This is a genomic window from Polaribacter aestuariivivens (genome assembly GCF_005885675.1).
GTDB classification, from domain to species: Bacteria; Bacteroidota; Bacteroidia; order Flavobacteriales; family Flavobacteriaceae; genus Polaribacter; species Polaribacter aestuariivivens.
This window is the reverse complement of record NZ_VANR01000006.1, coordinates 179124-194710: the sequence shown is the minus strand read 5'-3', so window position 1 is coordinate 194710 and position 15587 is coordinate 179124. Positions and strand designations below refer to the sequence as shown.

General features: G+C 27.9%; 10 protein-coding genes. 7 read left to right on the top strand and 3 right to left on the bottom strand.

Going from position 1 to position 15587, the window contains the following annotated elements; all coding sequences use genetic code 11:
• Position 1 precedes the first annotated feature (1 nt).
• Genes FDT66_RS12195 through FDT66_RS12175 form a run of 5 tightly spaced genes read left to right on the top strand, consistent with a single transcriptional unit; the run spans position 2 to position 7193 of the window.
• A complete protein-coding gene (locus tag FDT66_RS12195) occupies positions 2 to 946 on the top strand; it encodes an MraY family glycosyltransferase (RefSeq protein WP_138536933.1) in 945 nt (314 codons plus the stop codon).
• 20 nt (positions 947 to 966) lie between these two features.
• Positions 967 to 2067, top strand: coding sequence for a DegT/DnrJ/EryC1/StrS family aminotransferase (locus tag FDT66_RS12190; protein ID WP_138536931.1), 1101 nt, complete (start codon positions 967 to 969; stop codon positions 2065 to 2067).
• 31 nt (positions 2068 to 2098) lie between these two features.
• Positions 2099 to 3994, top strand: coding sequence for a polysaccharide biosynthesis protein (locus FDT66_RS12185; RefSeq protein ID WP_138536929.1), 1896 nt, complete (start codon positions 2099 to 2101; stop codon positions 3992 to 3994).
• A 44-nt stretch (positions 3995 to 4038) separates the two neighbouring features.
• Positions 4039 to 4821, top strand: a complete 783-nt coding sequence (locus FDT66_RS12180) for a polysaccharide biosynthesis/export family protein (RefSeq protein WP_138536927.1) — start codon at positions 4039 to 4041, stop codon at positions 4819 to 4821.
• Positions 4822 to 4823: 2 nt separating this feature from the next.
• Entirely contained in the window at positions 4824 to 7193 is a 2370-nt protein-coding gene (locus FDT66_RS12175) for a GumC family protein (protein ID WP_138536925.1), read from the top strand.
• A 52-nt stretch (positions 7194 to 7245) separates the two neighbouring features.
• Here the strand turns inward: FDT66_RS12175 and FDT66_RS12170 are convergent, their stop codons facing one another.
• The gene (locus FDT66_RS12170) at positions 7246 to 7986 is read right to left on the bottom strand and encodes a tyrosine-protein phosphatase (protein WP_138536923.1); all 741 of its coding nucleotides are present in this window, start codon (positions 7984 to 7986) and stop codon (positions 7246 to 7248) included.
• Positions 7987 to 8112: 126 nt separating this feature from the next.
• On the opposite strand from FDT66_RS12170, the gene FDT66_RS12165 reads away from it, so the two are divergent.
• Positions 8113 to 8964, top strand: coding sequence for an N-acetylglucosamine kinase (locus FDT66_RS12165; RefSeq protein WP_138536921.1), 852 nt, complete (start codon positions 8113 to 8115; stop codon positions 8962 to 8964).
• Here the strand turns inward: FDT66_RS12165 and FDT66_RS12160 are convergent.
• Entirely contained in the window at positions 8957 to 10213 is a 1257-nt protein-coding gene (locus FDT66_RS12160; protein ID WP_138536919.1) for a UDP-N-acetylmuramoyl-tripeptide--D-alanyl-D-alanine ligase, read from the bottom strand. The two genes, FDT66_RS12165 and FDT66_RS12160, sit on opposite strands and share 8 nt — an antisense overlap.
• Before the next feature lie 68 nt (positions 10214 to 10281).
• A complete protein-coding gene (gene gldJ, locus FDT66_RS12155) occupies positions 10282 to 11964 on the bottom strand; it encodes a gliding motility lipoprotein GldJ (protein ID WP_138536917.1) in 1683 nt (560 codons plus the stop codon).
• Between the two features lie 202 nt (positions 11965 to 12166).
• On the opposite strand from gldJ, the gene porU reads away from it, so the two are divergent.
• Positions 12167 to 15562 (top strand): type IX secretion system sortase PorU, encoded by a 3396-nt coding sequence (porU, locus tag FDT66_RS12150; RefSeq protein ID WP_138536915.1) that lies wholly within the window; start codon positions 12167 to 12169, stop codon positions 15560 to 15562.
• Positions 15563 to 15587 lie beyond the last annotated feature (25 nt).

Sequence of the window (15587 nt, the reverse complement as noted above, 5' to 3'; positions counted from 1 at the left end):
TATGGAAAATTATTTTATTGTATCTATACTCTTAGTTTTTTTATCTTTTGTTTATTTAAAACTTGCTATAAAGTTTAAAATTATTGACAAACCTAATGAAAGGAGTTCTCATTCAAAAATTACTGTTCGAGGAGGAGGCATTGTTTTTCCTATTGCTATTATATTGTTTTCTTTGTTCAATAACTTTCAATACCCTTTTTTTATTCTAGGTGTATTGTTAATTTCTATAGTAAGTTTTCTAGATGATATTTATACATTAAGTTCAAAAATTAGATTTCCTTTCCAGTTAATTGCTGTAATTTTAATTTTATACCAAATAGGCATCCCTTTGAATGCCTTGTATTTAATTTCGCTTTTTTTTGGAGTTGGAATAATTAATATGTTTAATTTTATGGACGGAATTAATGGTATAACAGGTATGTATTGTATTGCCTCTCTTTTAGGCTTTTACTTTATTAATACCAATGAATCTATTGTTAATAACAGCCTAATAATTTATGCATTAATTTCTCTTTTAATATTCGGGTTTTTTAATTTTAGGAAAAAAGCACTCTTTTTTGCTGGAGATATTGGAAGTATTTCAATAGGTTTATTAATATTTTATTTAGGTATGTATTTTACCTATTATTTATCATCCCCTTTAATTATTGGACTTATAATTGTTTATGGAGCAGATGCAACAAATACCTTATTATATAGAAAATTATTTACTAAAGAAAGTGTTTTAGACCCACATAGACATCATATTTATCAAAAGCTGGTAGATGTAAAAAAAATGTCTCATTTACAGGTTTCAATAATTTATGCTTCTATTCAATTATTGGTAAATATAGTCGTTTATAAAACCTACAATTTAGATATGCAAACCCAATATTTTACATTATCTATTTTGGTTACCATTTTCACACTGTTATATATATATCTTTTCAAGAAAATTAAAGCTTAAGTACAAAATTTTCATATTTAATGAATCAGAAAATTTTTTTATCAAAACCAAAATTAAATCCTTCTTTAAGAAATATTAATTCTGATGAAGAAAACATAACTAAATTTGAAAATTCATTAGAAAACTACTTAGGTGAAAAAAAATATGTTGTTGCTCTAAATTCAGCTACTTCAGCTTTACATTTAGCTTTGATTTTATTAGGAGTTGAATCTGGTGATGAAGTTATTTGTCAAAGTTTTACCTTCGTTGCGACAGCAAATCCAATTATATACCAAAAAGCAAAACCAATATTTATTGATAGTGAAAAAGATACATGGAATATGTGTCCTATCTTGCTAGAAAAAGCAATTTTAGATAGAATTAACAAAGGTAAAAAACCCAAAGCAATAATTTTTGTGAATTTATATGGAATGCCAGCTAAAATTCAAGAAATAACAGCAATTTCAAAAAAATATGATATCAAATTAATTGAAGATGCTGCAGAAGCTTTAGGGGCTGAATATAAAAATAGAAAATGTGGTACTTTTGCAGACTTTAGCGTAATATCTTTTAATAATAATAAAATTATAACCACGTTTGGAGGTGGAGCTTTGATTTGTAACCATAAAAAAGATAAAAAAAAGGCTGTTTTTTTATCGAAACAAGCAAGAGACATCGCTCCACACTATCAACATTCAGAAATAGGATATAATTACAGAATGAGTAATGTTTTAGCAGGAATTGGAGTAGAGCAAATGAACTTTCTAGAAAAAAATATTAAAATTAGAAGAAAAAACAATACAGTTTATGAATTGTTTTTAAAAGAAATTGAAGGTATAGAAATTCTGAGTGAATATTCAAAGGTAAACAATTCAAATCACTGGCTTACTTGTATTTTAATTGATGAAAAAATAACTGGTTTCAATAGAGAAAAATTAAGATTATTATTAAGCGATAATAATATTGAGTCTAGACCGCTTTGGAAACCAATGCACTTACAGCCAATATTTAAAAATTCCGATTTTTACGGTTCAAACGTATCTGAAACTTTATTTAAAACAGGTATTTGTTTACCTTCAGGCTCAGATTTGACAGAAACAGATTTGGAAAGAATTACTTCAACAATCAAGAAATTATTGTAACTTCGCGAAGTTCTTTACTATTACTATAATAATGATAAGAAATTTCCTTTTAAAAGCTTTAAATAAATACGCATCAAAATGGTTTGTTTTATTTATTGATGTTGTTCTTATTTGCATAGCATTTATAATTGCTTACGGAATACGTTTTAACGTAAGTTTAAATTTTGACTTTTCAAGCCTTAAACAGCAATTGCCTATTGTTGTAATCACATCATTAATTAGTTTTCTTTTAGTAGGATCTTATAAAGGTATCATAAGACATACAGGCACTAAAGATGCTTTTAACGTTTTTTTTGGCGTTACAATTTTTAGTTCTATCATTGGTTTTTTAGTAATCACAAATCAATTTTTAACAATTTATAATGGGTTTACAATACCTAAATCAATCATCTTAATACATTATTTAGTATCTGTTTTTTTGTTAATTATTAGTAGGTTTATTTTTAAAGCTTTTTACGAAGTTATTTCTACAGAATTAAATACGATAACAAATGTTTTAATATATGGCGCTGGAGATTCAGGTATGATTACATATGGTGCTTTAAATCGAGAAAGAGGTAATAATTATGATATTTTAGGTTTTATTGATGATGATTCTAATAAAATTGGAAAAAAAATTGATCGTATAAAAATTTATAATTCTGATAAAATAAATAAAGAATTCATTGACGCTCATAATATTGATGAGGTTATCATTTCTATACAAAATATAAAACCTAACAGACTTTTAGAAATTACAGATAAGCTCTTAAATTTAGATGTTGAAGTAAAAATAGTTCCACCATTATCACAGTGGATTGGGGGAGACCTTCAGGCGAATCAAATAAAACAAGTCAATATCGATGACTTGCTAGGAAGAGAAATAATATCAATTAAAAACCCAATTGTAAAAAGAGAAGTTGCAAATAAAGTTGTCTTGGTAACTGGAGCAGCAGGGTCTATAGGTAGTGAAATATCTAGACAACTATCAGGTTATGATTTGAAACTCTTAATATTGTTAGATCAATCTGAGTCACCTCTATACAATTTACAACAAGAATTATTGCAAAAAGGTGAAAACAATTTTAAAGCTTTAGTAGCAGATGTTAGAGATTTAAAAAGAATGGAAGAGGTTTTTGATAAATACAAACCACAAAAAGTTTTTCATGCAGCCGCATATAAACACGTTCCACTAATGGAAAAAAATCCATATGAAGCTGTTAGGATTAATGTTTGTGGAACAAAAAATATTGCAGATTTATCATTAAAACATAGCGTAGAAAGATTTGTTATGGTTTCTACAGATAAGGCAGTAAACCCAACTAATGTAATGGGAGCAACTAAAAGATTAGCTGAAATGTATATTAGTTGTTTAAGTAATGAAAAAAGTAATACTAAATTTACCATAACACGTTTTGGAAACGTTTTAGGCTCTAATGGATCAGTAATTCCTTTATTTAAAAAGCAAATAGAAAAAGGAGGTCCGTTAACAGTAACTCATAAAGATATAACAAGATATTTTATGACTATTCCAGAGGCCTGCAGATTAGTACTTGAGGCTGGAACTATGGGTGATGGAGGTGAAATTTATATTTTTGATATGGGTAAATCTGTAAAGATTTTTGATATGGCAAAAAGAATGATTTCGCTTTCAGGACTAAAATACCCAGACGATATTGATATAAAAATAACAGGTTTAAGACCTGGGGAAAAACTATTTGAAGAATTATTAGCAAATGGTGAAAACACAATAAAAACATATCATGAAAAAATCATGATTGCTAAGTCACCAGATTTAGATTATCAAATAGTAAAAAATAAAATTATAGATTTAATGGGTAAAAATTTAACATTACCAAATTATAAAATTGTTGAGTTAATAAAAGAAATAGTACCAGAATATATCTCTAATAATTCAGTATATGAAAAATTAGACGTTAATGACTAACAAATCGATTTAAAATATTATTTTTGCAAAAAAAATATATTGATATGAAAGTGTTCTTTGATAAAGGAAAAATTATTTTTATTTTATTTGTTTTAGTTTGTCTATCGGCTTGTGTTTCAAACAAAAAAATTGCATATTTCCAATACGATGAAATTGATCAAGAAGATATTAGTAATGTATATACTACGGTTTTTAAACCTGATGACTTATTACAAATAACAATTTCAGCTGAAGACTTAGAAGCTGTAAGACCATTTAATTTACCTGCCGTAGCTTTTTCAGTTTCAACAAATTCTGTTGTAGGACAACCACAACAATTATCTTATTTAATTGATAGTAAAGGAGAAATTGATTTTCCTCTATTAGGAAAATTAAAAATTGGAGGATTGACAAGAGAGCAAACTATTAAGCTATTGAAAGATAAATTAGACCCAGATTATGTTATAGATCCTAACATCAATATCAGAATAGCTAATTTTAAAATTAACGTAACTGGAGATGTTCAGAGGCCAGGAACATATACAATTCCAAATGAAAGAGTTACTATTTTGGATGCAATAAGTTTGGCTGGAGACTTAAATATTTCTGGTAGAAGAGATAATGTTTTGGTTACAAGAGAAGAAGGAGATAAAAAGGTACAATACGTTGTTGATTTAAGATCTAATAAATTATTTTCATCACCAGTTTTTTACTTACAACAAAACGATAATATTTATGTGGAACATAATTATGCTAGAATCCAATCCGCTTCAAGCAATACAAATACTAGTTTATTTATTTCAATAACAGGTTTGTTAATTACAATCGTTTCACTTTTAACAAGATAGAAATGCAAAAAACTAATAATTTTTTAGATTCTCATCAGGATGAGAATACAACTTTAAATATGCGAGAAGAGATTGAAAAATATCTTCTTCATTGGAAATGGTTTATTCTTGGAGTTTTAATAGCATTTTTCGTAGCTTTCTTGTATTTAAGGTATACATCTCCAAAGTATAGTGCAACAGCTACTATAATGATAAAAGATAATCAAAAATCAGGAATATCTAAAGAACTAGAAGCTTTTAAAGATATGGGGATTGTTGGAGGAGGTTCTAGTAATAATACAGATAATGAAATTGAAATAATAAGGTCTAGAAAAATTATTGGTCAAGTTGTAGATTCTCTAAGCTTAGATATTATTTATTATGTTGAAGGAAGAGTCATCAAGTCAGAAATTTATAATACGAATCCTATTACATTACAATTTATTTCAAAAGATTCCACTTTTTTTGAAAAAGATACAGTTTTTACCGTATCTCAAAAAAATTCAAATGAATTTTTTTTTAAAAATTCAAATCAAGAAATTATCTCTTCTCACTATTTTGGAGAAGATATAAAATCTAAAATTGGTGTGTTTAAAATTGAAAAGCTAAATGATTTTAACCAAGATGTTTTTATTCAATTAAATAACAAGTCAAAGGTTATTGACGGGTATAGAAATAGGCTGAATATTAGTCCAGTTAATAAAAACTCTAGTGTTTTAATGCTTTCAATTGACAATGGTGTTCGTGCTAAAGCAGAAGATTTTTTAGACGAGTTAGTTAGGCAATATAATATTGATGCGATTAACGATAAAAGTGAAGTTTCAAAAAAAACTAGAGATTTCATCGTTGAAAGAATAAAAAAAATAGGTCAGGATTTAAGTAAGATTCAAGATAGTGTAAAAAACTTTAAAGACGATAATAACATTACGGGTCTTTCTATGGAAGGTCAATTAGTTCTAGAAAATGCATCTAAAAACAATGAGAAAATAATAGATTTAAGTATAGAATTAAATTTAGCTAAAGGTATTTATGAAAACTTGAGTGAAAAAAATTACGAAGATGATGAAACTTTACCTTCTAATTTAGGTTTTAATGATATCTCAATCTCTAAGTCTATATTAAGTTATAATGAATTAGTTAGTAAAAAAAATGCTCTTAGAAGTGCAGGTGATAAAAACCCAAAATTAATTCAATATAAAAGAGAAATTATTTCACAACGAAAGAATCTCATAAAAAGTATTAAAAATTTAATTTCCTCATTAGAGTCACAATTAAGTCAAATAAATAAGTCCGCAACTATTGCAAATACAAAAGTTTCTTCTATACCTACTGTGGAAAGGGGATTTATTGATATTGCAAGACAGCAGGAAATTATATCTGGTTTATTTTCATACTTATTAAAGAAAAAAGAAGAAACAGATATCTCTTTGGCAGTTACAGTACCAAATGCAAAAATTATTGACGTAGCCTATAGTTCAGAAAATCCGGTTTCCCCAAAAAGGAAAATTATCTATTTAGCAGCATTATTCCTAGGGTTATTAATACCATTTATAATCATTTATTTAATAAATTTATTAGACACAAAAGTTCATAATAAAAAAGATATTGAAAATATTTTAACGGTTCCTTTCTTAGGGGATATTCCTAGGTCAGAAACAAAAGAAAAAATTATTGTTGGTCACGATGTTAGATCAAGCGGTTCAGAGGCATTTAGATTAATTAGAACCAATCTAGATTTTATGCTAGCTAACAATACCAAAACAAGTAAATTTATTTTTATTACATCCACAACTAGTGGTGAAGGTAAATCTTTTATCTCAATTAACTTGGCAGCAACATTAGCACTTTCAGGAAAGAGAGTTTTATTAATGGGTATGGATTTACGAGCACCAAAGGTTACTGAATATTTAGGAATAGAAAGCAGAAAGGGTGTTACAAATTATATTACAAACAAAAATTTAACTTTAGACGATATTAAATTCAATATTCCTGAAGCAGAAGGGTTAGATATCATTTCTTCTGGTGCTATTCCACCAAACCCTGCAGAACTATTAGTTAGTAAAAGTGTAGAAAATTTATTTGATGAAGTTAAAAATTACTACTATTACGATTATGTAATTGTAGATACTGCTCCAGTAAATTTAGTAACGGACACACTCTTAATCGCTAAATATGCTGATATGTTTTTATATGTTGTTAGAGCAAATTACTTAGATAAGAGATTATTAGCAGTTCCAGAAGAGCTGTATAGAAACAAAAGACTGCCTAATATGTCTATCGTATTAAATGATACAGATCCAAAAAGAAGTTACGGTTATGGATATGGAGGTTATGGTTATGGATATCTTACAGAACAAGCTAAGCCATGGTACAAAAGAATTTTTTCTAAATAGATTATTTAGCAAACTTAGTATAAAAAAAGAGCAATTTAAAATTGCTCTTTTTTTAGTTAAATATATTAGTATTATTTTTTAAAAGGTGTTTAATTTTTTTCAAATTTTTTTCTGTACTTATTTTTTTTAACAGTTCTAAATGATGATGATGATGAGTATCAGAACCTACAAAATCATACAAATTAGCTTTTAAAATTTCATTACTAATTTTTTGAACGTTTTTCCCATATTGTTCAGTTAATGACAGTAAATTTAACTGAAACAAACAGCCTGCTTTTTTAAGTTTAAAATAATTATCAAAATCATTATGATAAAAATTATACCTTTCAGGATGCGCCAAAACGGGTTTGTAGCCTTTTAGTTGAATTTCAAAAAGAATTTCATACAAATTAATTGGCGCATTAAAATATGACATTTCAACTAAAACATATTTGTCTTTTAAAGGCAGAATATCATCATTCTCTAAACGAAGGCTAAATTGTTCGTCCATCATATACTCTGCAGCAGCATTTATATTAATATCTAAATACCCTTTTTCTTTTAATGCAGTTTGTACTTCTTTTAATTTATTTCTTATAGTTTCTGACGAGTTTGGATATACATCGCCTAAAACATGAGGGGTTGTAATAAAATTTTTAATTCCATACGAGTGCATTTTTAGAATTAATTCTAACGAGTTTTTCAAATTTTTAGCACCATCATCTATTCCAGGTAGTAAATGTGAATGGATGTCAATAAAATTATCAGAAAAAAAATCGGTTAAGGGAATCCCTTTTTTCTTAAAAAAAAACATAGTTATCAATTTAGTGCAAATTTACAATATTTCAAATTATTTATAGGAACGAAAACGATTGAAGTTTTTTTTGTAGTTGCTAGAGTGTTTCTGATGTTATATATTTGGAATAAATATATACTAATTATGATTTTAATTGCAGATGGAGGATCTACCAAAGCAGATTGGATAGCCTTAAATAAAGATAAAAGTGAAGAGTTTAGAGCAAGAACTTTAGGTTTAAATCCTGCAGTAGTTCCAGAAGAAGAATTGCACAACAGAATCATAAATATGTTTCAACTAATCAATATTAAAGATGATGTTACAGAAATTCATTTTTACGGTGCAGGTTGTGGAACACCAAAACCAACTGCTATTTTAAAAAAAATATTAGAAAATATTTTTGTAAATGCAAAAGTTTTTATTTCTGAAGACATGTTAGCAGCTGTGTATGCAGCTACTGGAAAAGAACCAGCAATGGTTTGTATTTTAGGAACAGGCTCAAATAGTTGTTATTTTGATGGAGAAAATATGAAAATGTTGGTGCCATCTTTAGGTTATATTTTAATGGATGAAGCAAGTGGTAATTATTTTGGAAAAAAATTAATCATTGATTATTACTACAGCAAAATGCCAAAAAATATTGCTGCAGAATTTGAAAAGGAATTTAACTTAGAAGCAGATTTTATTAAAAAAAGTATTTATAAAGATGCAAATCCTAATATGTATTTAGCTTCTTTTGCCAAATTTATGTTTGATTTTAAAGATGAAAAATATATAAAGAGATTAATCAAGAAAGGATTTCAAGAGTTTTTTAAATATAGAATTTTACCATATAAAATAAGTGAAAAAACACCAATTTACTTTATAGGTTCTATTGCACATTATTTTAGAGATATTTTAGAGAAAATTGCAAAGAAAAACGATTTACAAATTACAGATGTTATTCAAAGACCAATTGATAATTTATTAGAATATCATAGGAATAATATTAAGTAATAAATTCCAAAACTCTCTCTAATTGCATTCCTCTTGAGCCTTTTATTAAAATTGATTGGTTTTTTAGAGGATTTTTTATGACATAATTTTTAAGCTCCTCAAAATTCTTAAATTTTTTATTTGTTGTTGAAGCTTTAAAAAAATGTTCTCCCACATAAAATGTGTTATCAAAAGAGTATTTATCGCTTAAATTAACTATTTTTTGATGCTCTTCATCAGTTTCTATTCCTAATTCAAACATATCACCTAAAATCACAGTTTTTGATTTTTCCTTTATTAGTGAAAAATTTTCCAAAGCTGCTTCCATACTAGTTGGATTCGCATTATATGCATCTAAAAATATGATATTATCATCTTTTTTAATAACTTGAGAACGGTTATTTGTTGGAATATAATTTTCAATAGCGTCCTTAATGTTTTCAATAGATATATTAAAATATGTTCCTATGGTTATTGCAGCAGCAATGTTTGTGTAATTATATTTTCCTATCAAATTGCTTTTAATAATGATATTTTGATGGGAAATTTTCACAAATGGATCTGCTTCTAAAAACTGAGTATCACTTGAAAAAAGAATTTTTTTGCAGTTTTCAGTCTTTTCTACCTGAATAGCATCATATGGATTTACAATGGCAGTTTTATCATTATTAATAAGATAAGTGTACAATTCACTTTTACCTTTAATAACACCATTTATACCTCCAAATCCTTCTAAATGTGCCTTTCCAAAATTTGTAATGTATCCAAAATCGGGTGTTGAAATTGAGCACAAAAACTCAATTTCTTTTTGATGGTTGGCACCCATTTCAATAATACCAATTTCAGCTTTTGGGGTAATTGATAAAATTGTTAAAGGAACTCCAATATGATTATTTAAATTTCCAATTGTGGCTGTGGTTTTATATTTTTTTGAAAGTACAGCGTTTATAAGTTCTTTTGTAGTAGTTTTTCCATTACTGCCTGTTAAGCCAATAACAGGAATTGTTAATTTGCTTCTATGATATTTTGCTAAATTTTGAAGTGTTTCTAAAACATTGGCAACTAAAATTGTTTTACCTGAAATTTTATATTCAGCTTCATCTATTATTGCATATTTAGCGCCAAGTTTTATAGCTTCTTTAGCAAATTTGTTTCCGTTAAAATTATCACCTTTTAGAGCAAAAAAAAGTGTATTGGGTCTAATTTTTCTAGTATCTGTATCTACTAAAAAGTGTTCTGTATAAATCTTATAAATATCTGCTATAGTCATTTTTATCAAATAAAAAACCTCATTGTAAAGATAACAATGAGGTTGTAAATATTCTAAAAATCTATCAATTATCTACTTGGTGTTCTAGATTTTCTTTTTTTGTAAGTCATTGGGCCTAATTTGTCTGTAACACATCTAAAACCAATGTAATTTGTAGCCATATATTCTGGTAAATATCTTCTTTGAGCTGGATCTAACCAATATTCTCTGTCAGACCATGCACCACCTTTATACACTCTTGTTTTATCACTAATAAGGGTTGTTCTGCTTTTATCATCTGTAGAAATGATATCTCTACCAGTTAAAGAGTCTCTAACTCTTGTAGGTTTTTTTGGTGAATTATACATGCTTGGTCTAGATGCAAATTCATCTTGATTATCTTCGTAAAAACGAGAAGAGTTTAAATCACCATCACCAATATTAGCATTTTCTGCTTTCGAAAAATTGGTTCTAAAAGTAGCATCGTCTTTTGTAATTGGGATGTATTTAATTGATCCAGGAAGTTGTTCTGGTATAATATTACCATTTGGTAAAGTATCATAAACAATGTTTCCTGCTTGACCGCCAACAATTACAACTTCACCATTTTGATTGATCATTTTTTTGGTAAACAAATTACCTCTAAAATAATTAAAATCATTTGCTTCATTGTCTATAATTGGTCTATACACATCAGCAACCCATTCAGCAACGTTTCCTGACATATCATATAATCCAAAAGCGTTTGGAGGGTATGATTTTATACGAATTGGAATATCAGAACCATCAGAACTCCATCCAGATAATCCACTATATTCTCCTCTACCTTGTTTAAAGTTTGCTAATTGATCGCCTTTAAAACGTTTTGATTTTGCTCTGGTATATTTTCCATCCCAAGCATATTTTTTTCTACCTCTAATGTTATTATACTCTCTATTTTCAATATTTGCCTTCGCAGCAAATTCCCATTCAGCTTCAGTAGGTAATCTAAATTTTTGTTGTAAAATTCCGTCTGCTTTTGTGATTTTTCTTCCTTGAAAATCATCTTTACCTGGTCTAGGTTCTCCTTTTTTTCTAATATTTCTAGTTCTAACACCTCTTTTATAAATGGTTGTATCTCCATCAAAAAGTTTTGAGTCGTCAACTAAAAAAACGTCAGTATCAAAAAAGTTTCTAACAGAATCTTTTTCAAAAATATTTTCAATATGGCCTTTTTCTATTAAAGTTCTCAAGTTTACAGCGTTTGTTCTCCATTTGCAGTATTCATTCGCTTGTATCCAACTCACACCAACTACAGGATAATCTGCATAAGCTGGGTGACGAAAATAGTTTTCTGCTAAAATATCTGTGTTTCCTAAACTTTTTCTCCAAACTAATGTGTCTGGTAAAACAGAGTTGTAAATATGTTTGTATTGTTCTTCAGAAGGAGGAAAAACATCTTTTATATACTGTACATATAAAAAGTACTCTGAGTTGGTAACCTCTGCTTCATCCATAAAAAACGAACGTACGTGAATTTTCTTAGGTGTGGTATTCCAATCAAACATTACGTCGTCTTGAACTTGCCCCATCGTAAAACTACCACCTTCAATTTCAACCATACCTAATGGCGGTTTTTGACCTTCAAAAGAATTAGCCCTGATGTAATTACCGTTTTTAGGATCGTTAAAAGATAAACCTGTTAAACGAGATTTACCAGCAGTTGATCTGTTACAATTCACTAAAAGAACTGTTGTGAAAGCAACTAGAGATATTTTTAAGATATTTTTCATTTCCAAATTGAAAATTATTTATTGTTTTTGTATTAGCGATGCAATTTACAATAAATATGCTTTTAGGCAAGTAATTTGTAAATTTTAACGCATCTAATTTTTGTTCACTTTTTATTAAACGGGTACATTTTAAATTTAGTATAATTTATCTTTGTATCTATTAAAATATCTCTAAATTATTTGCGTTATTTGAATATATTTTATGAAAAGATTTTTACCCTTACTATTTTTTATAATTATTATTCCTTTTTCTAATGCACAAAATGGTAATTCTGTCTTGTCATCTGGAACTTGGTTTAAGTTTTCTGTAGATACTACTGGTGTTTTTAAAATTGATAAAAATTTGTTGCAACGTATTGGAGTTTCAACAAATGGTTTGAATCCACAAAAAATTCATATCTACGGAAATGGTGGAACCTTATTGCCTGCATTAAATAATGACTTCAGGTATGATGATTTGCAAGAAAATGCTATTTATATTGAAGGTGAAAGTGATGGAAGTTTTGATAATAATGATTTTATTCTTTTTTATGCGAAAGGTCCACATGATTGGAATGTGAATACTTCAACAAAAACGGCAAGACATCGTCAAAATATATTTTCAGATAAAGCTTATTATTTTATAACAGTAAATAATATTGATGGTAAAAGAATTCAAACAAAAGCCTCTAACACCAATACTTCAACTTTAACAATTACTAATTTTGACGATTTTACTTTTTTAGAAAAAGAAGAGTTAAACATTTTAGCAGCTGGAACACAATGGTTTTTTAATGATAATTTTAATATAGAAAATACACAGAGTTTTAATATTCCTTTTGAAAATGCATTATCAAATTCACCTATTTCTGTGAGAACCAGAGGTGTTAGTAACTCGGTTTCAAATGCCTCAATGCAAGTAAATGTAAACGGACAAGATGTTTACACAATTACATATCCTCCAGTAAATCCAGGAGCATTAACAAAGGCATTTACTTCTGAAAGAACTGCTGCTGTAAATAACTCATTAGAATCTATTAAAGTAGATATTACGTTTAATAGTGGAGGTGATCCTTCAGCAAGTGCTTATTTAGATTTTGTTGAAATTATTGGAAAAAAACAATTAAATGCAAAAGGAAATCAATTTTCATTTAGAAGTTTTGAACAGTTTGAAGCAACAGGAGCAGTAACATTCGAAATTCAGAATACAGATAATATTTTTCAAATTTGGGATGTTTCCGACTTCATTTCTCCTAAAAGTATTATTAACGAAAGTACTGGAAATAACTTTAGTTTTAGAGATGATGGAGGTGCTTTAAAAGAGTATATTGTTTTAAGTCAAACTGATTTTTACACTCCAGAAACCATTGAAAATGCAAAGGTAGAAAATCAAAATTTACACGCCCTACAAGATATTAATTATCTTATAATTACAAATAATGATTTGACTTCTCAAGCTCAAAGATTGGCAAATTATCATCAAACAAACTCTAACCTCACTACAAAAGTGGTGAATTTAGATGAAATTTATAATGAGTTTTCTTCAGGTTCTAAAGATATTACTGGAATTCGAGATTTTATCAAACACCTTTATGAAACCAATACTTCTCCAGATAACAAACTAAAATACATCTGTTTTTTTGGTGATTCTTCATACGATTATAAAGATAGAATTCCATCAAACAATAATATTGTACCGGTAAAATTATCTGAACAAAGTTTTAATTTAGCAAGTTCTTATGTTACAGATGATTATTTTGTGATGTTAGATGCCAATGAAGGTACAATGCTAACGTCACATACATTAGATGTTGCTTCTAGTAGAATACCTGTTTCTACAATTACACAAGCAAAAGAAGTAGTAGATAAGATTTTATCATATTACAGCAAAACTTCAATAGGAGATTGGCGAAACACAATTACACTTTTAGCAGATGATATTGATGAACCTGGAGAAGAAGTAATTCAAGGTGGAGTAGAGTCTATTGCAGATGAAATAAAAAATAATAAACCTATTTTTAATATCAACAAAATCTATGCAGATTCTTACGTGCAAGAAAATTCTTCAGGAGGTGAACGCTATCCAGAAGTAAAAAAAGCAATAACCAATGCAATAGAAAAAGGAACTTTAATTTTTGATTATTTTGGTCATGGAGGTGAAGATGGTTTTGCTTCTGAAAGAATTTTAGAAAAACCTCAAATTCAAGAGTTTAACAATCCTAATGTTTTACCACTATTAATTACAGTTACATGCGATTTTTCTAGATTTGACAATCCGAATAGAATTACTGCAGGTGAACTAACTTTATGGAATAAAAATGGTGGTGCTGCAAGCATGGTAACTACAACAAGAGAAGTTTTTATTTCTGTTGGACAAAGCTTTAATGAAAATTTAATTCGAATTTTATTAGAATTTAATAATGAAGATTTATCGATATCAGAATCACTACTAAAAGCAAAAAATCAGTTTTTTAATTCTCAAAAATTTTTCATTTATTCTTTTGGAGATCCAGCAATGAAATTAGCTGTTCCAGAACCAAATGTTAGAATTACAAAAATGAATGGTAAAGATATTTCGCAACCCTTAGATACCTTAAAAGCATTGTCAAAGGTTAGTTTTGAAGGTGTTGTTGTAAATAATTCAAACGTTGTATTAAATAACTTTAACGGTTCATTATCAACAACTGTTTTTGATAAACCTATTGATAAAACTACTTTAGATAATGATAATTTTGGTATAAATATGATTTTTGATACTCAAGATAGTAAATTGTTTAGAGGAAAATCAACCATAACCAATGGAACTTTTTCTTTTGATTTTATTGTTCCAAAAGATATCAAAGTTGCATACGGAAAAGGAAAATTAAGTTTTTATGCAGAAAATGGTGAAACTGACAAAGCTGGTTTTAATTTTGATGTAGTTGTTGGCGGAATAGATGAAAATGCCCCAGAAGATAATGTTGGTCCAGAAATTCAACTGTTTATGAATGACGAATCATTTATAGCTGGAGGAAATACAAACACATCACCTAACTTGATAGCAGTTTTATCAGATGCAAGTGGTATCAATACTTCTATTACTGCAGTAGATCATGATATAGTAGGTATTTTAGATGGAGATACCTCAAACCCAATTATTTTAAACGACTTTTATCAAACAGAATTAAACGACTTTACAAAAGGGAAAGTAAACTATAGACTAAGAGATTTAGCTGTTGGACCTCATACTTTAAAAATAAAAGCGTGGGACACTTACAATAACTCATCAGAAAAAACGTTAAATTTCGTGGTTGTAAGTGATGCCATTTTAAATTTAGAAAACGTTTTAAATTATCCTAATCCTTTTGTAAATTACACAGAGTTTTGGTTTAATCATAACAAACCAAATGAATCACTAGAAGTACAAGTTCAAATTTTTACTGTTTCTGGTAAATTAATAAAAACAATTAACCAAAATGTACAAACAGCAGGTAATTTGTCAAGAAACATTACTTGGAATGGTTTAGATGATTTTGGCAATAAAATAGGTAAAGGAGTTTACATCTATAAATTAAAAGTTAAGTCTACAGTAAGTAATCTGGTATCAGAAAAATATGAGAAATTAGTAATACTTCAATAATATAGTATATTTGTAATAATTAATA

Excerpts from the sequence above, each read along its gene's own strand:
- FDT66_RS12195 (WP_138536933.1), top strand. The coding sequence starts at position 2 with ATGGAAAATTATTTTATTGTATCTATACTCTTAGTTTTTTTATCTTTT.
- FDT66_RS12190 (WP_138536931.1), top strand. The coding sequence starts at position 967 with ATGAATCAGAAAATTTTTTTATCAAAACCAAAATTAAATCCTTCTTTA.
- FDT66_RS12185 (WP_138536929.1), top strand. The coding sequence starts at position 2,099 with ATGATAAGAAATTTCCTTTTAAAAGCTTTAAATAAATACGCATCAAAA.
- FDT66_RS12180 (WP_138536927.1), top strand. The coding sequence starts at position 4,039 with ATGAAAGTGTTCTTTGATAAAGGAAAAATTATTTTTATTTTATTTGTT.
- FDT66_RS12175 (WP_138536925.1), top strand. The coding sequence starts at position 4,824 with ATGCAAAAAACTAATAATTTTTTAGATTCTCATCAGGATGAGAATACA.
- FDT66_RS12170 (WP_138536923.1), bottom strand. The coding sequence starts at position 7,986 with ATGTTTTTTTTTAAGAAAAAAGGGATTCCCTTAACCGATTTTTTTTCT.
- FDT66_RS12165 (WP_138536921.1), top strand. The coding sequence starts at position 8,113 with ATGATTTTAATTGCAGATGGAGGATCTACCAAAGCAGATTGGATAGCC.
- FDT66_RS12160 (WP_138536919.1), bottom strand. The coding sequence starts at position 10,213 with ATGACTATAGCAGATATTTATAAGATTTATACAGAACACTTTTTAGTA.
- gldJ (WP_138536917.1), bottom strand. The coding sequence starts at position 11,964 with ATGAAAAATATCTTAAAAATATCTCTAGTTGCTTTCACAACAGTTCTT.
- porU (WP_138536915.1), top strand. The coding sequence starts at position 12,167 with ATGAAAAGATTTTTACCCTTACTATTTTTTATAATTATTATTCCTTTT.